We start from the raw sequence: 22,105 nt of genomic DNA, 5'->3' as shown, positions 1-22,105 counted from the left end.
CCATGCGGGCGCGAAACGCGGGGATCCCGCTCGACCTGGACCTGATCCGGGATCAGGCCGCGAACCGCAGCGCGATCGAACGCCGCGCCGCCACGCTCGGGAAGCGCCGCAGCGTCAAGAAGGAGTGGCAGGCGGCCTGGCTCCTCCGCGCCGTGACGATGGTCGACCTCACGACGCTCGCCGGCGACGACACCCCGGGACGCGTGGCCCGCCTCGCCGCCAAGGCCCGCCAGCCCGTCCGTCCCGACCTGCTCCGCGCGCTGGACGTGGAAGATCTCGGCCTGCGCGTGGCCTCCGTCTGCGTGTATCCGACGATGGTTCCGGCCGTCGTGGAAGCGCTCGCCGGCGACGACATCCCGGTGTGCGCGGTCGCCGCCGGCTTCCCCGCCGGTCTCACGCCGTTCGCCCAGCGCGTCGAGGAGATCCACGAGGCCGTCGAGGCGGGGGCGCGCGAGATCGACATCGTCATCACCCGCCGCCACGCGCTCACCGGCGACTGGCAGGCGCTGTACGACGAGGTCCGCGCCTTCCGCGAGGCGTGCGGCGAAGCACACCTGAAGACGATCATGGCCACGGGCGAACTCGGGAGCCTGCGCAACGTCGCCCGCGCGAGCTGGACGTGCATGATGGCCGGAGCCGACTTCATCAAGACCTCGACGGGCAAGGAGAAGGTCAACGCGACGCTCCCCGTCGGGCTCGTGATGGCGCGCGCGATCCGCGCCTACCGGCAACTCTCCGGCTTCCACGTGGGTCTGAAGCCGGCCGGCGGAGTCGGGAAGGCGAAACAGGCCCTGGAGTGGCTGATTCTCGTGAAGGAAGAACTGGGCGGGGCATGGCTCGACCGGTCGCTGTTCCGCTTCGGCGCGAGTTCGCTCCTCGCGGACATCGAACGCCAGCTGGAGCACCACGTGACGGGGCGGTACTCCGCCTACCACCGGCATCCGCTGGGATGAGGCCGGGGGCGAGGGTCGGGTTGAGAGGGGGTTGAGGGAGATGCCGAAGATCGCGGAACTGTTCGAGACGATGGAGTACGGTCCGGCCCCGGAGGCCGCGGACGAGGCGCGGGCGTGGATCGCGGAACGGGGGCCCCGCTTCGGACACTACATCGGCGGCGCCTGGTGCGAACCGGCGGACGGGGAGTTCTTCGCGACGCTCGATCCGAGCAACGAGCAGCAGCTGGGCGAGATCGCGCAGGGCAGCCCCGGCGATGTGGACCGCGCGGTGGCCGCGGCGCGGGCGGTCCAGGCGGCCTGGCGTGACCTCGGGGGACACGGACGGGCGCGCTACCTCTACGCGCTCGCCCGCCACCTGCAGAAGCGCTCCCGGCTCTTCGCGACGCTCGAGACGCTCGACAACGGGAAGCCCATCCGCGAATCGCGCGACATCGACATTCCGCTCGTCGCGCGGCACTTCTACCACCACGCGGGCTGGGCCCAGCTCATGGACGCCGAACTTGCGGACTGCGAGCCGCTCGGCGTCGCGGGCCAGATCATCCCCTGGAACTTCCCGCTCCTCATGCTCGCGTGGAAGATCGCGCCCGCCCTCGCCACCGGGAACACCGTCGTCCTCAAGCCCGCCGAGTTCACGTCCCTGACCGCGCTCCGGTTCGCGGAACTCTGCCGCGAGGTCGATCTCCCCCCGGGCGTCGTGAACATCGTCACCGGCGATGGCCGCACCGGCGCCGCGATCGTCGAACACCCGGACGTCGACAAGATCGCCTTCACGGGCTCGACGGAGGTCGGGCGCCTCATCCGCGAGGCGACGGCGGGAACAGGCAAGAAGATCTCGCTCGAACTCGGCGGGAAATCGCCCTTCCTCGTCTTTGACGACGCGGACCTCGACAGCGTCGTCGAGGGCGTCGTCGACGCGATCTGGTTCAACCAGGGGCAGGTGTGCTGCGCCGGCTCGCGGATCCTCGCCCACGAAGGGATCGCCGACGCGCTCGCCGACCGACTGCGCGCCCGCATGGAGACGCTCCGCATGGGGGCTCCGCTCGACAAGGGCATCGACATCGGCGCGATCATCGCGCCCGTCCAGTTGCAGAAGATCGAGTCGCTCGTCGAGGAAGGACGCGAGGAGGGCGCCGCGATCTGGCAGCCCTCCTGGAGCGTCCCGAAGGACGGCTGGTTCTACCCGCCGACGCTTTGCACCGACGTGTCGCCGGCCGCGCGGATCGCCCAGGTCGAGATCTTCGGTCCCGTCGTGGTACAGATGACGTTCCGCACGCCCGCGGAGGCCGTCGCGCTCGCGAACAACACGCGCTACGGCCTCGCCGCGAGCGTCTGGACCGAGAACGTGAACCTCGCCCTCGACATCGCCTCGCAGATCAAGGCCGGGACGGTCTGGATCAACTGCACGAACGTGTTCGACGCCGCGTCCGGGTTCGGCGGCTACCGAGAGAGCGGGTTCGGCCGCGAGGGCGGCCGGGAAGGGCTCCGGGAGTATGTCCGCCGGCGCCCCGAGCCTGAGGAGCCGACCCCCGAGAAGCACGCGGAGACTGCGGAGGACGACGGACGGGAAGACGTGCGCGACGGGCGGGAAGACACCGGCGAGACGGCCCCGGTCGCGGCGCCGCTGCCCGCGATAGACCGGACGGCGAAGCTCTACATCGGTGGCCGGCAGGCCCGGCCGGACGGCGGCTACAGCCTCGAAGTCCTCGACCACAGGGGACGCGCCGCGGGGGATGTGGCCCGCGGGAACAGAAAGGACGCGCGCAACGCGGTGGAGGCGGCGCTCGCCACGGGTTGGGCCCGGACGACGGCGCACCTGCGGGCGCAGATCCTCTACTACCTGGGCGAGAATCTCGACGCCCGCCGGGGAGCGTTCGAGGACCGGCTGCGCACGCTCACCGGCTGCGATGCGGAGGCGGCCCGGCGCGAGGTCGAGGCCTCGGTGGGGCGCCTCTTCACCTACGCGGCGTGGGCGGACAAGTGGGATGGTGCCGTCCACCGGACGCCCTTCCGCAACGTGACCCTCGCCATGCCCGAACCGCTGGGCGTGATGGCGGTCGTCTGTCCGCCGGAACCCGGCCTCCTGGGCTTCATCTCCACCGTGATCCCGCCGGTCGCGCTCGGGAACTCCGTCGTCGCCGTCGCCTCGGAGCGTTGGCCGCTCCCCGCGACCGACTTCCAACAGGTGATCGAGACCTCGGACGTGCCTCCGGGGGTCATCAACATCCTTACGGGCCTCGAGGAGGAAGTGCGGCCCACCCTCGCCGGCCACGATGCGGTGGATGGGATGTGGTACTTCGGGACGGAAGAGGGGTCCGCCGACGTGGAGCGCCGCTCCGCCGCCAATCTGAAGCGCACGTGGACGGAGACCGTTCACGGGCGGGACTGGTTCGGTTCCGGCGGCGAGGGACGCGAGTTTCTCCGGCACGCCTCCCAGATCAAGAACATCTGGGTTCCGTACGGAGAATAGTTTTCAGTCGCGGGAGCCGGCTCCGGGGTCGGCCCAGTGATTCAGGGGACCGCGGCCGGAGCCGAGACCCGGCGCCGCCGCGATGGCGGCATGCGTGAAGGCGAGCCCTCGTTCGATCGCCGACTCGAGGTCGAGCCCCGAGGCCAGCCCGGCCGTGATCGCGGCGGAGAGCGTGCAACCGGTCCCGTGGGTTTCCGTCGTCCGGATGCGCGGCGTCCGCCACACGCGCTCGCGATTCCCGTCCCGGAACAGGTCGACGACCTCCTCGCCCTCCCGGTGCCCGCCCTTCACGAGCACGGCCCCGGCTCCGCGCGCGAGGATGGCGCTAGCGGCCGCGGACATGTCGGCTTCTGTGCTCACGGTCCGTCCGGCCAGGATCTCGGCCTCCGGCAGGTTCGGCGTGACGAGGGCGGCGAGAGGCAGTAGTTCCTCGACGATGGCGGCGACGGCGGCCGGGTCGAGCAGCCGGTCGCCGCTCGTCGCCACCATCACGGGATCGACGACCAGCGGTGCTTCAAAACCATGCAGCCCCGCGACGACGGCCCGCACGATGTCCTCGTGGGCGAGCATCCCCGTCTTCGCGGCCCCCGGCGGCAGATCCGCCCGCACCGATTCAACCTGGCGCCGCACGATCGACGGGTCGAGCGCCTGCACCGCCTGGACCCCGAGCGTGTTCTGCGCGGTCACGGCGGTGACCGCACTCGTTCCGAACACGCCGAATGCGTGGAAGGTCTTGAGGTCGGCCTGGATGCCGGCGCCGCCCCCCGAATCGCTTCCCGCGATCGTGAGGGCCGTCGCCCGGGCTGCGTTCTTCCCTGTCACGTTCTTCCTCGACTCCGCGTGAGGCTGTGCGGTCCGCCAGTTCGGGTGCGCTCTCGCGTCGCGATGACAGTGCGTTGCGCCGCGGCGTAAAATAAGGGCATGCCGACGCGCGCGGAGATCAAGACCTGGCGGTCGCTGCACCGCGGAAAGGGACGCCGGGAAACCGGGCGTTTCCTGGCCGAGGGGCGGCGGCTCGTCGGCGAGATGCTCGAGTGGGCGGGTCGCACGGTCGCCGTGCTGCACGCCGACGCGGTTGGGGATGAGCCGGACGTGGAGAAGTTGCTCGCGCGAGCGGCGGCCCGGGGCGTGCGCACGGAGGCGGTGCCCGAAGCCGTCGTCCGGACGCTGGCGGATGCCGCCACGCCCCAGCCCATCCTCGCGATCGGCGAGGTCCCGGCGTACGGCTGGGACGACGTGGGCGACGGCGCCATCGTGCTTCTCGATGGCGTGCAGGACCCGGGCAACGTCGGCACCCTCGTGCGCACCGCGCTCGCGCTCGGAGCAGCCGCCGTGATCGGCGTTGGGGAGGCTGCGGATTTTTGGGGGCCGAAGGCGCTGCGGGCCTCGGCGGGAGCGTCGTTCCGCAGCCCTGTCTTCCGCACGGACGCCCGGGAGGCGGTGGAGCGGCTCGCCGAGCGGGGGATCCCGATATGGGTCGCCGCAGCCGCTGCCCCGCCGCTCGAGGGGCCATCTCCCGGACCGGTGGCGCTCGCGCTGGGGAGCGAGGCACACGGCGTCTCCGCCTCTCTCCGCGCCGCCGCCGACCGCGCCGTCTCCGTGCCGCTCACCCGCGGCATGGAGTCGCTGAACGTCGCCTCGGCCGGCGCCATCCTGCTCGACCGTTTGCTGGCCCGGGCGTCCGATTGACGGGCGCCGCTACCCTGGGCGCGGCCGCCGTGCTCGGCGCGGCGCTCGGCTCCTTCCTCAACGTGTGCATCACGCGCATGCCCGCCGGAGACAGCGTCGTGCGTCCGCGCAGCCGCTGCCCGGCGTGCGGGGCCACGATCCGTTGGCGCGACAATCTCCCCGTTCTCTCCTGGCTGCTCCTGCGGCGACGGTGCCGCGACTGCGGCGTCCGCATCTCCTGGCGCTACCCGGCGATCGAGGTCGCGACCGCTCTGGTGTGGGGAGGCATGGTCTGGGCATACGGCGCGTCGCCGAGCGCGCTGGCGGGCGCGATCCTCTTCACCCTGCTCATCGGAATCGCGGTCATCGATGCGCGCCACTACATCATCCCCGATGAGCTGTCGCTCGGGGGGTGTGCTGCGGGCCTCGCCCTCTCCGCGCTCCCGGGGCCGGCGTCGCCGCCCGCCGCCCTTGTCGGGGCCCTGCTCGGCTTCGGCCTCATGTACATTGTGGGCTGGCTCGGCGAACGAGCATTCCGCAAGCCCGCGCTCGGCGGCGGCGACGTGAAGATGATGGCGATGGTGGGAGCGTTCCTCGGCCCCGGTGGCGCCCTTCTCACGATCTTCCTGGGAGCGCTCGCCGGATCCATCGTCTTCGGGCCCGTCGCACTTCGCACCGGGAGGCCCGTCCCATTCGGAACCTTCCTCTCGCTCGGCGCGGCCCTCGCGTTCCTGTTCGGCGACGCCCTGTTCGATTGGTACCTGCGATCGGCCGCTTCGGGCCCCGCGGCGACGCTGCCGCCGGATCTTGCCGCGACACCACGCTAGCCCGGATTTCTCACAGGATGGAGTAGGCACCGGCCTCCAGTAGTCGCTAATTTGTTATTCCCCAATAACATGGCGGCTACAAAAAAGGAGGACCGGTGCCGACACAGCGTAAGCCCGTATCGTTCGCTTTTCAAGGCTTCCGGGGCCGTAAAGTCACGGCCGCGTTCAACGGCGGCACGATCACCTCCCACGCCGGAACGCTGCTGCTCCGGGAGATCGGGCGCGCGGACAGCCTGTTCGACCGGTTCGCGGCCTGCTTCACCGACCACCGCGATCCGGCGCGCACCGAGCACTCCGTCTCCACGCTGGTGGCCCAGCGCATCGTGGCCCTGGCCCTCGGCTTCGAGGACCTCAACGATCACGACCACCTGCGCCACGATCCCGTGCTGGGCCTTCTCGGCGACAAGACCGGAGCCACCCGGAAGGACTGCGCCGCCCTGGCCGGCAAGAGCACGCTCAACCGGCTCGAACACGCGCCCGAGGGTGAGCCGGGCCGGTACCACAGGATCGGCCACGACCCGGAGGCGATGCAGGCCCTGCTCACCGATCTGTTCATCGAGTCGAAGGCCGGACCGCCCCCCTCGCGCCTCGTCCTCGACATCGACTGCACCGACGACCGGACGCACGGCCGCCAGGAAGGCCGCTTCTTCCACGGCTATTACGGCCACTACTGCTTCCTCCCCCTCTACATCTTCTGCGGCCACCACCCGCTCGCCGCCGTGCTCCGCCCCGGCAACACCGACCCGGCCCGCGGTGCCGTCGAAGCACTCGAGCGCATCGTCACGCAGCTGAGGCGGCGCTGGCCCGACGTCGAACTGCTCGTCCGCGCCGACTCCGCCTATGCCCGCGAAGAACTCATGGCCTTCTGCGAAGCGCGCGACATCCACTACGTCCTCGGCGTCGCGAAGAACGACCGGCTCCGCCGACGGATCGCGCCGGAACTCCTCGCCGCCAAGGTCGAGTCCGAGGGCCGCCGCCGTCCGGTGCGCCTCTACGCCGAGTTCGACCACGCCACCCGAACCAGCTGGTCCCGCTTCCGCCGCGTCATCGCCAAGTGCGAGCACATCCCCGGCAAGTCCAACCCCCGCTTCGTCGTCACCTCGCTCCCGGAGACGATCGCCCCCAAAACCGTCTACGAACGCATCTACTGCCCCAGGGGCAACGCCGAGAACGCCATCAAGGAGCAGCAACTCGACCTGTTCGCCGGACGCACCTCCGCCACCCCCATGGCCGCCAACCAGCTCAGGCTCGTCTTCTCCGCCCTCGCCTCGGTCCTCATGATCCGGCTCCGGGCCGCCCTCGCCCACACGCGCCTCGCCCGAGCCACCGCCGGCTCCCTCCGCCTCAAGCTCCTCGGGATCGGCGCCCGCGTCTCCGTCTCCGTCCGCCGCGTCGCCGTCGCCATGGACGCGAACCACCCCTTCACCGCCGAGTTCGCGCGCGTCCACGCCAGCTTCCCCACGTAGCGCCGACCCGACCCTGCGGTCTCACCAGAAGCCTCCCGGCCTCCCCCGGCCCGGGCACCGGTGTCTCCAGGCGCCACGGATCCGGCTCCGGTGCGCTCTCACCGGCCCGAAACAGCCCGCCTCGACCCTCCCCGAGCTACCACCGCACTCCGAGTGGGACACTTATCCGGCCAACTATGCCCGAACGGACGGCTGCGGTTCACTTCCGGGGCGCGTGTGAGAAATCCGGGCTAGCGGCGGCGGATGCGGGCCCGCGTCACCTGCGTGTCCGTGCTCGCGACGACCCGGATTCGAACATCGCCGTGTTCGACGGTCTCTCCCGCGGCCGGAACCCGGCCCAGTACGCCGAGCAGGAACCCGTTCAGTGAGCGGTACTCGTCCACCGGGAACGAAGTGCCGAAGGCATCGTTGATCTCGCGGAGTTCCGCCCCGGCGTCCACGGCGATCTCGTCCCGCCGCAGCCGGACGATCGGCTCCGGCGGCAGGTCGGTCTCGTCCTCGATATCGCCGACGAGTTCCTCGAGGATGTCCTCGAGCGTTACGAGTCCGTCGAGCCCGCCGTGCTCATCCACCACGAGCCCCATGTGCACCCGACGCGCCCGGAACTGCTCGAGCAGTTCGATGAGGGTGATCGTATCCGGCACGAAGTACGGTTCGCGCGCGATGCTCGAGAGCGCCGCGTCCCGCCGGCCGGTGAGGAGCGCCCGGTACGCCTCCGTGCGGTACAGCACGCCGGTCACGTCATCGAGCGATTCGCCGTACACGGGGATCCGGCTGAAGCGCACGTCGGCGAGCTCGTCCGCGATGTCGCCGAGGCTGCGCGAGTCCTCCCAGGCGAGGACTTCGACCCTGGGAGTCATGATCTCCCTTGCGCGCAGTCGGTCCAGCGTGAACACGCGGTCGATGAACTGGCGCTCGTGCGCTTCGATGTCGCCCGACTGATGCCCGAGGCGCACCATGGAGCGGATCTCCCACTCGCTCACGTGCGTATCGCCGCCGGTGTCGGGCAGCACCCGTCGCGCGAGCCATTCGAGCGGGAGGGCGACCGGCACGAGCAGACGCCCCAGGCCCGCGAGAAACGGAGCGGCCAACAGCGACAGCCGGTCCGCGTTGCGCGCCGCGAAGCTCCGCGGCGTGATCTCTCCAAAGAAGAGGACCAGGAGCGTCATGACGCCCGTGGCGAGCCCCACCCCCGCGGAACCGAACAGCTCGGTCGCCGTGTAGGTCGCAACCGCCGCGGCCCCGATCCTGGCGCCGTTGTTCCCGATCCGGATGATGATGAGCAGGCGCTCGGGGTTCCGCTTCAGCTTCTCGAGCGCGCGCGCTCCCGGACGCCTGGCGCGTACCAGGGCCCGGACCCGGGGTTCTCCGAGCGAAAAGAGCGCGATCTCCGCGCCGGAGAAGAACCCGGAGAGGACGAGAAGGAAGCCGAGCAGCGCGAAGGTGCCGGTCACGGACGGGGGACTCCGGCCCGAGCGTCACGGCCCGCGCGACCTGTAGGCCAGCGCTGCGTACTGTCGGTTTCGTCCAACGTCTACCAGCCGCGGCTGTGTTCGATCAGCTCCGCGACGATGTCGTCCGCGGTCTTCCCTTCGGCCTCCGCCTCGAAACCCGGAACCACCCGGTGCCGGAGCACGGCGGGCGCAACCGCCCGTACGTCGTCGAGATTGGGGGCGGGACGGCCGTCGAGCGCCGCCCGCGCCTTCGCCGCCAGCACCGTGTGCTGCGAGGCCCGCGGCCCGGCGCCCCAGCTCACCATGCGGCGCACGAATTCCGGCGAGGAGGCCTCGCGGGGCCGGGTGGCGCGCGCCAGCCGCACCGCGTAGCCGACCACCGATTCCGAGGCCGGGACCCTCTGCACGAGCGCCTGGTAATCGAGAAGCTGGCCCGCGGTCACGACGGGGTTCACCTGGGCGGGCGGTCCGCTCGCCGCCATGTCCGCGATGACCGACTCCTCCTCCGCCGTCGGATACCCGATCCGAAGCTCGAACATGAAGCGGTCGAGCTGAGCTTCGGGCAGGGGGTACGTTCCCTCCTGCTCGATCGGGTTCTGCGTCGCGAGGACGAAAAACGGGCGGCCGAGCGGGAACGTCTCGCTGCCGACCGTGACCTCCCCCTCCTGCATCGCCTGCAGAAGGGCGGCCTGCGTCTTGGGCGGCGTCCGGTTGATCTCGTCCGCCAGGATCACATCCGCGAAGATCGGCCCCCGGACGAAGGCGAAACGGCGCTCTCCCGTGCGCTGGTCGTCCTGGAGCACCTCCGTCCCGGTGATGTCGGAGGGCATGAGGTCCGGCGTGAACTGGATCCGGCTGAACTCCAGGTGAAGAGCTTCGGCGAGCGTCGAGACGAGCAGCGTCTTGGCCAGGCCGGGGACGCCGACCAGGAGCGCGTGTCCGTCGGCGAGCAGCGTGATGAGCAGCTTCTCGACGATCTCCCGCTGCCCGATGATCCGCTTCCCGACTTCCTCCTCGATCCGAAGCCGGGCGTGACCCAGTTCCTCGAGCAGCCGAACGTCATCCGTCTCGACCTTTCGACCGGCTTCCAAGACTAAATCGGCTCCAGGCGTGAGGGGGGCCGCGGGGCTGCGAGACCCGGGCGTCGGCGAGGCCATTTCGGAGTTGACCAGAGGCCTTCAATATGGTGGCAGCAACCTAGGCCTTCTCTGCCCAGCGTCAAGCGAAACCGGCATTGCGAAATTTTTCACAAGCGGACAGATTGGGCTTGGGAAATTTTTCACAAGCGGTCGGCGCGGGGCTCTGACGACGGAGATGTATCCCCATGCACCAGCCGCCTCCCGGTTCGACAAACCGGCCGAAACCCGAGAAACCGCGGGAGAACATCGGCAGCCGGTACGCGAAGGCGGCGGGCTCGGAATTCGCGAGCCTCGGCATCGCGATGGGCCTGGCGATTTCGCTCCTCGCCGTTGGCGGCAACTGGCTCGACAACCGCCTCGGGACCGAGCCTCTCTTCGTGCTCCTCGGCGTGTTCGCGGGGTTCGCGGGAGGCTGCTACAGCATGTTCGGCCGGCTGGCCGCGCAGCGCAAAGGCTCCCGGACCGATGGGGCCGATGGGGAGGCGGACCGCAGGAAGTGAAGAGGATTCCCGCCGGCTGGACGCGGCTTACGCCGACCTATGCGCTGGCCACGTTGGGGCTGGCGGCGGTGGCGGCCGCGTGGTTGCAGGACGGTGAGCGCACGTGGGGGATCGCGACGGCCTGGCTGATTCAGGTGGTGGCGGTCTGGCCGCTGAACCGGGCGCTCCTGGAAGGACGGCGGGCGACCCGGCCCTGGCTGGCCGGGATCGGCCTCCGCATGGGAGGGGTGGTGGTGACGGGCGGACTCGCATGGACGGGGTCGGCGACGCCCGACCTGCCCATCGCATACGGGTTCGCCATGCTGGTGCTGTTGTGGACGGAAGCGTTGTGGCTCGCGCTCGCGCGCACGAAGACCAAGAAGACCAACTCGACACGGAACGCTCAACCGGATGAACCCGGTGCTCGATAGATCGATGGCCCCCTTCCGGAATCTCGGCGGCTGGCTCCAGGAGCACGCCGCTCCCGCGGCTGCGGCCGCCCAGGAACACCACGGCGAAGCCGCCGCGGCGGGCGAGCACGCCGAGGAGTGGGGCACCGAAGTCATGATGCACCACGTCGTGGACTCGAAGATCTGGGAGCTCAAGCCCTTCGGCGAGATCCATCTCCCGGAGTTTCCTCCGCTTCCGTTCGAGATCGCGGGTCACCCGATCGACCTCTCGATCACGAAGCATGTGCTGTTCCTGATGTTCGCGGCCGTTCTCACGATCGTGACGATGTTCATCGCCGCGCGCTCGACGGGCCGGCTCGAGGAGGGCGAGAAGGCGCCCGGAGGACTCCTCAACGGGATCGAGGCCTTCTATCTCTACCTGAGAGATGACGTCGTGATGGCCAACATCGGCCGCGGCGGCGAGAGGTTCGTCCCCCTCGTCATCACCTTCTTCTTCTTCATCCTGTACGCGAACCTGCTCGGCCTCATCCCCTTCGGCGCGACGGCGACGGGGAACATCATGGTCACGGCCGCGCTCGCGATCATCGCGCTCGTCGTGATCGAGACGGCGGGGTTCATCGCCCTCGGCCCGCTGGGCTACGCGAAGACCGTCTTCTTCCTGCCGCCCGGGCTGCCCGGGTGGCTGAAACCGGTCACGCTGCTCATCATGGCCCCGGTCGAACTCATCGCGAAGTTCTCGAAGATCATGGCGCTCGCGATCCGGCTCTTCGCCAACATGACGGCGGGGCACTTCGTCATCCTCGCCTTCATGGGACTCATCCTCACCTACGGCTCGACGGTCGGCCAGGGAGTGGTCGGGACGACGGTCGGAGCCGCGACGATTCTGGGGTCCATGGGCCTCGCGCTGTTCGTGATGATGCTGGAGATCTTCATCGCGCTTATTCAGGCGTACATCTTCGCGATGCTCGTCTCGGTGTTCATCGGGTTGATTCGCCACGCGCACTGACCCTGGGAGGGTCCGCGGGCAACTTCCGCGCCGCGGAGGCGCGGACGGAACGGGGGGTGTCGTCCGAACCCCCGACTGAGAAAGGAAACTGGAGCAAAGATGCTGAACATGTTGACGCTGCTGCAGGGCATGTCGACGGGAGATGGCCTCGCGATCGGTCTCGCCATCGTCGGGGGCGGGCTCTCCGTGCTCGGAGCCGGTATCGGAATCGGTCTCATCGGCGGGCGCATGACGGAAGCGATGGCCCGCCAGCCCGAGGAAGGACAGACCATCCAGACGGCCGCGATCATACTCGCGGTGTTCATCGAGGGTGTGGCGCTGTTCGGACTCGTGATCGCCTTCATGCGTAGCGCTGCCTGATGCGCCTCGCCGGTCTCGGCGCACTCTGGGGTTTCGCGGCGCCGGTGAAGCTGGCCGCCCAGGCGGAGACGGGGATTTTTTCGATCAATCTGGGGCTCTTCGTCTGGACGATAGTCCTGTTCGTGCTCACGCTCCTCGTCCTGGCGAAATGGGTCTTCCCGCTCATCGCGGGCGGACTCGAGCAGAGGCACGCGAAGATCCAGGGCGCCATCGATGATGCCCTCTCCGCCCGCGATGAGGCGAAGGGACTGCTCTCGCAGCAGGAGGCGGCGCTCGAAGCGGCCCGCAGCGAAGCTCGGGAGATGCTCGAGAGCGCCCGGCAGCACGCGGACGGTCTTCGCAAGGAGATGCTGGAGGAGGCGCGGGCGCAGCAGTCGCAGATGCTCGACGACGCGCGCCGCGAGATCGGTCACGAGCGGGACCGTCTGCGCGAGGAGATCCGGCGGGATGCCGTGGACCTCGCGCTGGCAGCCTCCGAGCGGCTGATCAGGGCGCGGCTGGACGCCGAGGAGAACCGGCGTCTCGTCCACGAGTTCGTGTCGGACGTCTAGCGGACCGGTGACGGAGCGATGAGTGCGTCGGCGGTGGCCCGCAACTACGCGGCGACTCTCTTCGAACTCGCGGCGCGGGACGGGAGCGAGGCGGAGTACGGGCGGCTGATCGAGGAGATCGGGGACCTGTACACGAGCGTCCCGGACTTTCAGCGCTTCCTGGAAGTGCCCGCGGTGTCGCTGTTCGAGAAGAAGGAGGCGATCCAGGCGGCGCTTTCCGGAAGGGCGCCGGATCTCTTCGTCCGCTTTCTGCTCGTCATCCTGGACCGCCACCGACAGCGGGCCTTCCCGGGGATCGCGCGCGCCTACCGCGATCTTCTGGACAAGAGGGCGGGACGGGTCCGCGCCACGGTGACGCTGCCCTTCGAGGCGGATGATCGCGTCCGGAACGAGGTGGTTTCGGCGCTGGAGCGGCGCTTCGAGCGGGAGGTCGTCCCGGAGTTCCACGAGGACCCGAAGATTCTGGGCGGGGTGATCATTCGCGTCGGCGACGAGTTGCTGGACGCCTCGCTGCGGCGGCAACTCGAGCAGATGCGGCGCGAACTGTACTGAGACGCCCGGTAACGAAACGCTCGGTAACGAAAAATAGAGAAGAGAAGACGATGACAGGTTTCGACAGCTCCCTTCGAGCGAGCGAGATCAAGAAGGCCCTGCTCGAGCAGATCGACCGCTACGAGGAGGAACTCCGGATCGAGGAGGTGGGCGAGGTCCTCGAAGTGAAGGACGGCGTCGCCCGCATCTGGGGTCTCTCCACGTGCGTCGCGAACGAGATGCTGGAGATCACGTCCCGCGACACCGGGGTCTCAGTGATCGGTCTCGCCTCGAACCTCGAGGAAGACAACATCGGCGCCGTGATCCTCGGCGACTACCTGGCCCTCAAGGAGGGAGATCCGGTGCGCCGCACCGGCCGCGTCCTCTCCGTACCCGTCGGTCCGGAGATTCTCGGCCGCGTCGTGGACACGCTGGGGCAGCCGCGCGACGGCCGCGGGCCGATCGAGACCGTCACGTACATGAAGGTCGACCGGAAGGCGCCCGGCATCGTGTACCGCCAGCCGGTGAACGAGCCGCTCCAGACGGGTCTCAAGGCGATCGACTCCATGATTCCGATCGGCCGCGGCCAGCGGGAACTGATCATCGGGGACCGGGGCACGGGCAAGACGGCCGTGGCGATCGACGCGATCATCAACCAGAAGGGCGAGGACGTCGTCTGCGTCTATTGCGCGATCGGGCAGAAGGGCTCGACCGTCGCCGGCATCGTCGAAAAGCTCCGCGAGGAGGGCGCGCTCGACTACACGGTCGTGGTCGCCGCGAACGCGTCGGAGCCCGCGCCGATGCAGTTCATGGCCCCCTACGCCGCGTGCGCGATCGGCGAGTACTTCATGTACGAGGAAGGGAAAGCCGTCCTCGTCATCTACGACGACCTCACGAAGCAGGCCGACGCCTACCGCGAGGCGTCGCTCATCCTGCGGCGCCCGCCGGGGCGCGAGGCATACCCGGGCGACGTCTTCTATCTGCACAGCCGCCTGCTCGAGCGGGCCGCCAAGATCAGCAACGATCCCGACGCGATCGCCGGCCACCCGGACATCAGGAAGCCCGGCGGTTCGCTGACCGCGCTCCCGATCATCCAGACGGCGGCCGGCGACGTGTCCGCCTACATCCCGACGAACGTGATCTCGATCACCGACGGCCAGATCTTCCTCGAGACCGACCTCTTCTACTCGGGCGTGCGCCCGGCGGTGAACGTGGGGATCTCGGTCTCGCGCGTGGGCGGAAACGCCCAGATCAAGGCGATGAAGAAGGTCGCCGGACGTCTGCGGCTGGACCTGGCGCAGTTCCGCGAGATCGAGGCTTTCGCGCAGTTCGGCACGGAGCTGGACGCCGCGACGCAGCGCCAGCTGGACCGGGGCCGGCGCACCGTCGAGATCCTGAAGCAGGGCCAGTACGAGCCGATGCCGGTCGAGGAGCAGGTGATGGTGATCTTCGCGGCCACCCAGGGCTTCCTGGACGACCTGGACGTGTCGCGGATTCGCGGCTGGGAGGTCGGGTTCCTCGAGTACATGGGCACGAACCATCCGGAGGTCGGGGAGGCGATCCGGGCGGAGAACGTGATGTCGGACGAAACCGAAGCCGCGCTCCGCGAGGCGATCGAGTCCTACTCGGACACCTTCGTCCATGACGACGCCTCCCGAGGGGACGCCTCGGACGCCGCGGCATGAGCAAGTCGAGGGACATCTATCGGCGGATGAAATCCGTCGACAGCACGAAGAAGATCACGCGCACCATGGAGATGGTCGCGACCGCCAAGCTCGCGCAGGCGCAGGGGCGGGTGATCCGCGCACGTCCCTACTCGGCCGAACTGATGGACATGATCGCCCGGCTCGCCACGCCGGATCTGGCGGAATCCCGGCCTCTGCTGCGCCAGCCCGCGCGCATCGAACGCGCCGCGGTGGTGCTCGTGACGAGCAATCGCGGGCTGTGCGGCGCCTTCAACGCGAATCTCATTCGCACCGCGCAGGCGCAGCTCGCCGAACTGGAGGAAGCCGGAGCCCGGGTCGAGTTCCACGTCTACGGGAACAAGGGGATCTCGTACTTCCGGTTCCGCGGCGTCGAGATGGCGCACACGCGCAACGACCTGGGGGATCCTCCGACGACGGATGACGCCCGCGCGCTCATCGACGACCTGGCCGCCCGCTTCGTGGCCGGCGAGCTGGACGCCGTGCGGCTCGTCTTCGCGGAGTTCCGGAACATGGTGAGCACGCCCCCTTCGGTCCGGCAGGTGCTCCCGGTCGGCGTAGGGGAGGCGCGCAAGGGCCCGCAGCCCTTCTACATCCTGGACCCGTCGGAGGAGGAAATCCTCGACCATCTCCTGCCGCTCTACGTGACGAACTCGACATACAGCGCGCTCCTGGAGACGGCGGCGGCGGAGCAGGCGGCCCGCCGGACGGCGATGAAATCGGCGACGGACAACGCCAACGACTTCCTCGACAACCTGCGGCGGACGTACAACCGCGCCCGCCAGGCCGAGATCACGAATCAGATCGCGGAGATCATCGGCGGCGCGGACGCGTTGGACGGGTAACGGACGAACAGCGTACAGGGGCGGCGGCGCCCCCGAGAACCGATAGCCATGAGGCTGACATATGTCTGAAGGATCGACCGAACGAGGCAAAGGGAAGGTCGTGCAGGTCATCGGACCCACGATCGATGCGGAGTTCGAGCCCGAGCATTTGCCGGAGATCTACAACGCGCTCTCCCTGTCCTGGGAGGACGATGACGGGACCGTGCACGACCTCGTGTGCGAGGTGGCGCAGCACATCGGACGCAACCAGGTGCGCGCCGTCGCGATGGACGCGACGGACGGCGTGACGCGCGGGATGGAAGTCGTGGACACGGGACATCCCATCTCGGCGCCCGTCGGCGAGGCGTCGCTGGGCCGCATCCTCAACGTCCTCGGCGAGCCCGTGGACGAGCTGGGTCCGGTCGATGCGGCGGAGCGCTGGCCGATCCACCGCAAGTCGCCCACGCTGCAGAACCTCGAGCCGAAGACGGAGATCTTCGTCACCGGAATCAAGGTCGTGGATCTCATCGCCCCTTACGTGAAGGGCGGCAAGACGGGACTCTTCGGCGGCGCCGGCGTCGGCAAGACCGTCATCATCATGGAGCTCATCAACAACATCGCGCAGGAGCACGGCGGCCGCTCCGTCTTCTGCGGCGTGGGCGAGCGCACCCGGGAGGGGAACGACCTCTGGCTCGAGATGAAGGAATCGGGCGTCATCGACTCGACGGCGCTCATCTACGGACAGATGAACGAGCCGCCGGGCGCGCGCCTTCGCGTCGGACTCACCGGCCTCACGGTGGCGGAGTACTTCCGCGAAGTGGAAGGGCTCGACGTCCTCCTCTTCATCGACAACATCTTCCGCTTCAGCCAGGCCGGGTCCGAGGTGTCCGCGCTGCTCGGCCGCATGCCGAGCGCGGTGGGCTACCAGCCGACGCTCGCCACGGAAATGGGCAACCTTCAGGAGCGCATCACGTCGACCACCCGGGGCTCGATCACCTCGGTGCAGGCGATTTACGTGCCGGCGGACGACCTTACGGACCCGGCGCCGGCCGCGGCCTTCACGCACCTCGACTCCCAGACCGTCCTTTCGCGCCAGATCGCCGAACTCGGAATCTACCCCGCCGTGGACCCGCTCGACTCCAGCAGCCGCATCCTCAGCGAGCAGTTCCTGGGCGAGCGGCACTACCGCGTGGCGACGGCGGTGCAGCGCACGCTGCAGCGCTACAAGGACCTGCAGGACATCATCGCGATCCTCGGGATGGATGAACTCTCCGAGGAGGACAAGGTCATCGTGAACCGGGCCCGGCGGATCCAGAAGTTCCTGTCGCAGCCCTTCCACGTGGCCGAGCAGTTCACCGGCATCCCGGGCCGCTACGTTCCGCTGGAGACGACGATCGAGTCGTTCGAGCGGGTCGTCGAGGGCGAGTTCGACCACCTGCCGGAACAGGCGTTCTACATGGTCGGCGGGATCGAGGAGGCGATCGAGCAGGCGAAGAAGCTGGAGGCAGAGGCCGCATGACGGCGACGGCGTCCGCCCAACGGCGATTGAACGTCACGGTGATCTCACCGTCGGCCGCCGCCTTCTCCGGCGCCGCGACGTCGATCATCGCCCCCGCGCACGACGGTGAACTGGGGATTCTGTACGGCCACGCGCCCATGGTTGTCCTGCTGGGCGAGGGCCTCCTTCGCATCCGTACGGACGACGGCTCGCGCCGTTTCCGCGTTGCCCGGGGCTTCCTGCAGGTCCTCGACAACACGGTCGCCGTCCTCGCCGAAGAGGTGGAGCCGGCAGCGGAGAGCTGACGCTTTCGGGGTCCGTGGCGGGTGCTTGACGCTCCTACGAACCGACCCTATTTTACCTGTCTTCCCTGCGAGCGCCTTGGGGCGTCTTGCGGGGTCCGCTTTTTTGACAATCTGGTAGCGAGTGAGAGTGCTGGGCGCCGAGTGCGTCTGAGGTGCTTGATGCCGTCAACGAAGATGGATCAAGCGATCAAGGGCACAGGGTGGATGTCTAGGCACGGACTGGCGATGAAGGACGTGGCAAGCTGCGATAAGCCGGGGGTAGCTGCAAGCAAGCGTTGATCCCCGGATTTCCGAATGGGGAAACCCGGCCGGGGTGATGCCCGGTCATCCCTTTGCTGAATACATAGGCGTTGGGAAGCGAACCGAGGGAACTGAAACATCTAAGTACCTCGAGGAAGAGAAAACAACCGTGATTCCCTCAGTAGCGGCGAGCGAACGGGGAAGAGCCCAAACCATGGAGGTGTCAAGGCGGCAGCCGTTGCTTCCATGGGGTAGCAGGGTGGTTCGTGAGAGTCTGCCGGCTCTCGGAGCGTCGCGCGACGGTGAGTCGAATCCGTCTGGAAAGCCAAGCCATAGAGGGTGACAGCCCCGTAGGCGAAGCCGACGTCGCGATCTCTGGATCATTCCTGAGTAGGTCGGGACACGTGAAATCCCGATTGAATCCGGCAGGACCACCTGCCAAGGCTAAATACACGTCCGTGACCGATAGCGAACGAGTACCGTGAGGGAAAGATGAAAAGTACGCCGGGAGGCGGGTGAAACAGATCCTGAAACCGTGTGCCTACAAGCGGTGGGAGCTCGACCCTCTCTTCGTGAGAGACGTCGGGTGACCGCGTGCCTTTTGCATTATGATCCGGCGAGTTGTTCCTCAGTAGCGAGGTTAAGCCGTTCAGCGGCGGAGCCGAAGCGAAAGCGAGTCTTAACTGGGCGTAAGAGTTGCTGGGGACAGACCCGAAACCAGAGTGATCTATCCATGGCCAGGTTGAAGCGAGGGTAATGCTTCGTGGAGGACCGAACCGTTGTGGGTTGAAAACTGCTCGGATGAGCTGTGGATAGGGGTGAAAGGCCAATCAAACCTGGAGATAGCTGGTTCTCCCCGAAAGATATTTAGGTATCGCCTCTGAGTGTAGACTGCGGGAGGTAGAGCACTGGAAGGGCTAGGGCCCTAAACCGGGTACCAACCCCTACTAAACTCCGAATGCCCGTTAGTTGGTCTCAGGGAGGAAGTGCACGTGCGATAATGTTCGTGCGCGAGAGGGAAAGAGCCCAGACCTTCAGCTAAGGTCCCCAAGTGCTAGCTAAGTGACAAAGGTGGTGGATTTGCGGAGACAACTGGGAGGTTGGCTTAGAAGCAGCCATCCTTGAAAGAGTGCGTAATAGCTCACCAGTCAAGCGGATCTGCGCCGATAATGGTCGGGACTCAAGTTAGCCACCGAAGCTAAGGCTGCGCGCATCTGCGCGCGGGGTAGGGGAGCGTTGCCTGAGCTGTGAAGCGGGGCCGGAAGGCTACCCGTGGAGCGCAGGCAAGTGAGAATGCCGGAATGAGTACGCGAGAAACAAGGTGAGAACCCTTGTCGCCGTAAGCCCAAGGTTTCCTGAGCCATGCCAATCAGCTCAGGGTTAGTCGGCCCCTAAGGTGAGGCCGAAAGGCGTAGCCGATGGAAAACGGGTCAACATTCCCGTACCACACGATACTGCGCTTGAGTTCGCGGAGGGACGCAGAGGTGAAAGGTCCGTCGTTTCAATGGACATGAACGATGTAAGGAGGTAGGCGTTTCCGGGTAGGCAAATCCGCCTGGTGAAGCCGAGATCCGATGCCGAAGAAGTCTTCGGACTTCGCTAAGGGACCGTAATCGTACTGCCAAGAAAAGCTTCGTGAACGAGGAGTACGTGTGACCGTACCGCAAACCGACACAGGTGGGCGAGGCGAGTAGCCTCAGGCGCTCGAGTGAGTCTTGGTTAAGGAACTCGGCAAAATGTCCCCGTAACTTCGGGAGAAGGGGAGCCGGCGGTAGGTGATCCTGCCTCGCGCAGGGGAGCCGAAATCGGCCGCAGAGAATCGGCCCAAGCGACTGTTTAGTAAAAACACAGGTGTCTGCAAAGTCGTCAAGACGACGTATAGGCACTGACGCCTGCCCGGTGCCGGAAGGTTAAATGGAAGGGTTAGCTTCGGCGAAGCTCTGAAATGAAGCCCCGGTAAACGGCGGCCGTAACTATAACGGTCCTAAGGTAGCGAAATTCCTTGTCGGGTAAGTTCCGACCTGCACGAATGGCGTAACGACTTGGGCACTGTCTCAACCAAGAGCTCGGCGAAATTGGAGTCTCGGTGAGGATACCGAGTACCCGCGGCAGGACAAAAAGACCCCGTGCACCTTTACTATAACCTGATATTGGGTTCGGGCACCGTCTGTGTAGGATAGGTGGGAGGCATTGAAGCAGGGCCGCCAGGTTCTGTGGAGCCACTGGTGAAATACCACCCTTGCGATGTCTGGATTCTAACCTGGGGCCGTGAATCCGGTCTGGGAACAGTGTCAGGCGGGTAGTTTGACTGGGGCGGTCGCCTCCCAAAAGGTAACGGAGGCGCGCAAAGGTTCCCTCAGCGCGGTCGGCAATCGCGCGAAGAGTGCAAAGGCATAAGGGAGCTTAACTGCGAGACCGACAGGTCGAGCAGATGCGAAAGCAGGCCTTAGTGATCCGGCGGTTCTGTGTGGAAAGGCCGTCGCTCAACGGATAAAAGGTACGCCGGGGATAACAGGCTTATCGCCCCCGATAGTTCACATAGACGGGGCGGTTTGGCACCTCGATGTCGGCTCATCGCATCCTGGGGCCGGAGAAGGTCCCAAGGGTCGGGCTGTTCGCCCGTTAAAGCGGTACGCGAGCTGGGTTTAGAACGTCGTGAGACAGTTCGGTCTGTATCCGCCGTGGGCGTTGGAGATTTGAGGAGAGCCGCTCCTAGTACGAGAGGACCGGAGTGGAGTGACCGCTGGTGTACCTGTTGTCCCGCCAGGGGCATCGCAGGGTAGCTATGTCGCGAAGGGATAACCGCTGAAAGCATCTAAGTGGGAAGCCTACTTCAAGATGAGATCTCCCGCACCGCAAAGGTGCCTGAAGGATCGCAGGAGACGACTGCGTAGATAGGCGGCAGGTGTAAGGCGTGTGAGCGCCTCAGCCGAGCCGTACTAATCATCCGTGAGGCTTGATCCATATCTTCCATATGAGGTCGATAAGCGCTTCAGCGCGCTCGATCGCCCTGCACTCGACTCGTTGGCCGGATCCCGGATTGCCGGCGGCTTTAGCGAGGGGGAAACACCTGGTCCCATCCCGAACCCAGCAGTTAAGCCCCTCAGCGCCGATGGTACTTGGGCGGGGACGCCCTGGGAGAGTAGGTCGCTGCCGGCGACTTTTTCGAGAACGCCTCGTGTCCGTTACGGATGCGAGGCGTTTTTTTGCATCGGGGTGGGCGAGGGCGAGGGGAGCCGTCGGCGGTCGCTTGCTGGTGAACGCCGCGGCCATGCTGCGCGGGCCGTGGTGCCGATCGTCGCGGTTCGAGCGGATCGCAGGTCGGGCGGATCGGAGGGCGTTCAAGGCTGGCGCCACCGCCGACGGCTCCCCTCGCCCTCCCCGCCGCCAATGCGGGGGAGTAGGCGAGGGACCGGGGTGCCGATCGTCGCGGGGTGGAGCACGCTCGCAGGGTGCTGGCTCCGGGGAGGAGGAGGGTGTCGGCGCTGGCGCCAGCCTTGAACGCCTGCCAGTCCGCCTCCCGTGCGTCGGTGCCGCCGCGCGACGGGGAGCGCCCCGGCCAGTCGGCATCGCCGCGGCGTTCACCAGCAAGCTAGCGCCGACATCCTCCTTCTCCCCGGGCGATCGGCAGTAACTCTCGTACGACGGCGCCCGGGTCCGGTGCGGACATTACGGTAGAGAGGACGGCGATGCCCGCGCCGGTTTCCAGCACTTCCGGGGCGTTTTGCAGCGTGATGCCGCCGATTCCGAGACAGGGGAGGCGGCTGGCCTCCCGGACGAGCCGGACCCGGTCGGGACCGATGGCTTCGTTGGCGAGACCGGGCTTGGAGCGCGTGCCGAACACGGCTCCGACACCCAGATAGTCCGCTCCTGCAGCCCCGGCGCGACGAGCCTCCTCGGGATCATCGGTGGAATAGCCGATGATGAAGTCCGGCGGGGCGATGTCACGGGCCGCCGGGACGGTGACATCATCCGGGCCGAGATGGACGCCGTCCGCGCCGGTGGCGAGCGCGACATCGAGACGGTCGTTCACGATCAGCGTGGCGCCCGCGGACTTCGTGATCGCGCGGAGCCGCGCGGCGGTCCTGGTGAGCGCCCGGCTGTCCGCGGTCTTGTCCCGGAGCTGGATCGCGGGCGCACCGGCGTCCACGCATTCGGCCACGACCTGCTCGAGGGATCGGCCGCAGGCGGGCCGCGGGTGCGTGATCACCATCAGAGGCCAGC

19 protein-coding genes and 2 rRNA genes are annotated in these 22,105 nt (G+C 67.6%); 17 read left to right on the top strand and 4 right to left on the bottom strand.

The features are described from left to right. Positions 1-2: 2 nt before the first annotated feature. Both deoC and ACQY5G_RS00680 read left to right on the top strand, forming a co-directional pair. Positions 3-953, top strand: a complete 951-nt coding sequence (gene deoC, locus ACQY5G_RS00685; protein ID WP_428276051.1) for a deoxyribose-phosphate aldolase — start codon at positions 3-5, stop codon at positions 951-953. A gap of 40 nt (positions 954-993) precedes the next feature. Next, positions 994-3,420: an aldehyde dehydrogenase family protein gene (locus ACQY5G_RS00680; RefSeq protein WP_428276049.1), complete on the top strand. Its 2,427-nt coding sequence runs from the start codon at positions 994-996 to the stop codon at positions 3,418-3,420. Between the two features lie 3 nt (positions 3,421-3,423). Here ACQY5G_RS00680 and thiD read toward each other — a convergent pair whose 3' ends face one another. Beyond that, entirely contained in the window at positions 3,424-4,242 is an 819-nt protein-coding gene (gene thiD, locus ACQY5G_RS00675) for a bifunctional hydroxymethylpyrimidine kinase/phosphomethylpyrimidine kinase (protein ID WP_428276047.1), read from the bottom strand. A 99-nt stretch (positions 4,243-4,341) separates the two neighbouring features. On the opposite strand from thiD, the gene ACQY5G_RS00670 reads away from it, so the two are divergent. From ACQY5G_RS00670 to ACQY5G_RS00660, 3 genes are all read left to right on the top strand, one after another. Further along, the gene (locus tag ACQY5G_RS00670; protein ID WP_428276045.1) at positions 4,342-5,109 is read left to right on the top strand and encodes a TrmH family RNA methyltransferase; all 768 of its coding nucleotides are present in this window, start codon (positions 4,342-4,344) and stop codon (positions 5,107-5,109) included. Beyond that, positions 5,106-5,915, top strand: coding sequence for a prepilin peptidase (locus ACQY5G_RS00665; protein ID WP_428276043.1), 810 nt, complete (start codon positions 5,106-5,108; stop codon positions 5,913-5,915). The genes ACQY5G_RS00670 and ACQY5G_RS00665 overlap by 4 nt, the downstream gene beginning before the upstream one ends. A gap of 95 nt (positions 5,916-6,010) precedes the next feature. Beyond that, positions 6,011-7,381, top strand: a complete 1,371-nt coding sequence (locus tag ACQY5G_RS00660; RefSeq protein WP_428275103.1) for an IS1380 family transposase — start codon at positions 6,011-6,013, stop codon at positions 7,379-7,381. Positions 7,382-7,611: 230 nt separating this feature from the next. Here the strand turns inward: ACQY5G_RS00660 and ACQY5G_RS00655 are convergent, their stop codons facing one another. After that, positions 7,612-8,835, bottom strand: coding sequence for a hemolysin family protein (locus ACQY5G_RS00655; protein ID WP_428276041.1), 1,224 nt, complete (start codon positions 8,833-8,835; stop codon positions 7,612-7,614). Between the two features lie 80 nt (positions 8,836-8,915). Next, a complete protein-coding gene (locus ACQY5G_RS00650) occupies positions 8,916-9,926 on the bottom strand; it encodes an AAA family ATPase (protein WP_428276039.1) in 1,011 nt (336 codons plus the stop codon). A gap of 233 nt (positions 9,927-10,159) precedes the next feature. On the opposite strand from ACQY5G_RS00650, the gene ACQY5G_RS00645 reads away from it, so the two are divergent. The 12 genes from ACQY5G_RS00645 to rrf all read left to right on the top strand — a co-directional run bounded on the left by ACQY5G_RS00645 (position 10,160) and on the right by rrf (position 21,040). Beyond that, entirely contained in the window at positions 10,160-10,474 is a 315-nt protein-coding gene (locus ACQY5G_RS00645; protein WP_428276037.1) for an AtpZ/AtpI family protein, read from the top strand. After that, positions 10,471-10,884, top strand: a complete 414-nt coding sequence (locus tag ACQY5G_RS00640) for a hypothetical protein (RefSeq protein WP_428276035.1) — start codon at positions 10,471-10,473, stop codon at positions 10,882-10,884. Before ACQY5G_RS00645 ends, ACQY5G_RS00640 begins: the two co-directional genes overlap by 4 nt. Further along, positions 10,874-11,869 carry a F0F1 ATP synthase subunit A gene (atpB, locus tag ACQY5G_RS00635; RefSeq protein ID WP_428276033.1) on the top strand — a complete coding sequence of 332 codons (996 nt, stop codon included), beginning with the start codon at positions 10,874-10,876 and terminating at the stop codon, positions 11,867-11,869. The genes ACQY5G_RS00640 and atpB overlap by 11 nt, the downstream gene beginning before the upstream one ends. Before the next feature lie 99 nt (positions 11,870-11,968). After that, positions 11,969-12,229, top strand: coding sequence for an ATP synthase F0 subunit C (gene atpE / locus ACQY5G_RS00630; RefSeq protein WP_428276031.1), 261 nt, complete (start codon positions 11,969-11,971; stop codon positions 12,227-12,229). Beyond that, positions 12,229-12,780 carry a F0F1 ATP synthase subunit B gene (gene atpF, locus ACQY5G_RS00625; protein ID WP_428276029.1) on the top strand — a complete coding sequence of 184 codons (552 nt, stop codon included), beginning with the start codon at positions 12,229-12,231 and terminating at the stop codon, positions 12,778-12,780. Before atpE ends, atpF begins: the two co-directional genes overlap by 1 nt. Before the next feature lie 18 nt (positions 12,781-12,798). Then, complete coding sequence (atpH, locus tag ACQY5G_RS00620) at positions 12,799-13,332, top strand: ATP synthase F1 subunit delta (protein WP_428276027.1); 534 nt, start codon at positions 12,799-12,801, stop codon at positions 13,330-13,332. A 50-nt stretch (positions 13,333-13,382) separates the two neighbouring features. Next, on the top strand, positions 13,383-14,996 hold the full coding sequence (atpA, locus tag ACQY5G_RS00615) for a F0F1 ATP synthase subunit alpha (RefSeq protein WP_428276025.1): 1,614 nt from the start codon (positions 13,383-13,385) through the stop codon (positions 14,994-14,996). Then, the gene (gene atpG / locus ACQY5G_RS00610; RefSeq protein ID WP_428276023.1) at positions 14,993-15,859 is read left to right on the top strand and encodes an ATP synthase F1 subunit gamma; all 867 of its coding nucleotides are present in this window, start codon (positions 14,993-14,995) and stop codon (positions 15,857-15,859) included. The genes atpA and atpG overlap by 4 nt, the downstream gene beginning before the upstream one ends. Before the next feature lie 61 nt (positions 15,860-15,920). Further along, positions 15,921-17,357 (top strand): F0F1 ATP synthase subunit beta, encoded by a 1,437-nt coding sequence (gene atpD, locus ACQY5G_RS00605; RefSeq protein WP_428276021.1) that lies wholly within the window; start codon positions 15,921-15,923, stop codon positions 17,355-17,357. After that, entirely contained in the window at positions 17,354-17,641 is a 288-nt protein-coding gene (atpC, locus tag ACQY5G_RS00600) for an ATP synthase F1 subunit epsilon (protein WP_428276019.1), read from the top strand. The genes atpD and atpC overlap by 4 nt, the downstream gene beginning before the upstream one ends. Positions 17,642-17,818: 177 nt before the next feature. Then, positions 17,819-20,845: ribosomal RNA gene (locus ACQY5G_RS00595) — 23S ribosomal RNA — on the top strand. Between the two features lie 78 nt (positions 20,846-20,923). Beyond that, positions 20,924-21,040: ribosomal RNA gene (rrf, locus tag ACQY5G_RS00590) — 5S ribosomal RNA — on the top strand. A gap of 433 nt (positions 21,041-21,473) precedes the next feature. Here the strand turns inward: rrf and thiE are convergent. Next, complete coding sequence (thiE, locus tag ACQY5G_RS00585; protein ID WP_428276017.1) at positions 21,474-22,094, bottom strand: thiamine phosphate synthase; 621 nt, start codon at positions 22,092-22,094, stop codon at positions 21,474-21,476. Between the last annotated feature and the right edge of the window lie 11 nt (positions 22,095-22,105).

It is taken from the genome of Candidatus Palauibacter sp. (assembly GCF_965261555.1).
Lineage (GTDB): Bacteria > Gemmatimonadota > Gemmatimonadetes > Palauibacterales > Palauibacteraceae > Palauibacter.
The sequence above is the reverse complement of the archived record's forward strand: the minus strand, read 5'-3'. Positions and strand labels throughout refer to the sequence as shown.

What these genes read in the sequence shown, in the direction of transcription:
- deoC (WP_428276051.1), top strand. Translation starts at nt 3, where the DNA reads ATGCGGGCGCGAAACGCGGGGATCCCGCTCGACCTGGACCTGATCCGG.
- ACQY5G_RS00680 (WP_428276049.1), top strand. Translation starts at nt 994, where the DNA reads ATGCCGAAGATCGCGGAACTGTTCGAGACGATGGAGTACGGTCCGGCC.
- ACQY5G_RS00670 (WP_428276045.1), top strand. Translation starts at nt 4,342, where the DNA reads ATGCCGACGCGCGCGGAGATCAAGACCTGGCGGTCGCTGCACCGCGGA.
- ACQY5G_RS00645 (WP_428276037.1), top strand. Translation starts at nt 10,160, where the DNA reads ATGCACCAGCCGCCTCCCGGTTCGACAAACCGGCCGAAACCCGAGAAA.
- atpE (WP_428276031.1), top strand. Translation starts at nt 11,969, where the DNA reads ATGCTGAACATGTTGACGCTGCTGCAGGGCATGTCGACGGGAGATGGC.
- atpF (WP_428276029.1), top strand. Translation starts at nt 12,229, where the DNA reads ATGCGCCTCGCCGGTCTCGGCGCACTCTGGGGTTTCGCGGCGCCGGTG.
- atpH (WP_428276027.1), top strand. Translation starts at nt 12,799, where the DNA reads ATGAGTGCGTCGGCGGTGGCCCGCAACTACGCGGCGACTCTCTTCGAA.
- atpA (WP_428276025.1), top strand. Translation starts at nt 13,383, where the DNA reads ATGACAGGTTTCGACAGCTCCCTTCGAGCGAGCGAGATCAAGAAGGCC.
- atpG (WP_428276023.1), top strand. Translation starts at nt 14,993, where the DNA reads ATGAGCAAGTCGAGGGACATCTATCGGCGGATGAAATCCGTCGACAGC.
- atpD (WP_428276021.1), top strand. Translation starts at nt 15,921, where the DNA reads ATGTCTGAAGGATCGACCGAACGAGGCAAAGGGAAGGTCGTGCAGGTC.
- atpC (WP_428276019.1), top strand. Translation starts at nt 17,354, where the DNA reads ATGACGGCGACGGCGTCCGCCCAACGGCGATTGAACGTCACGGTGATC.
- thiE (WP_428276017.1), bottom strand. Translation starts at nt 22,094, where the DNA reads ATGGTGATCACGCACCCGCGGCCCGCCTGCGGCCGATCCCTCGAGCAG.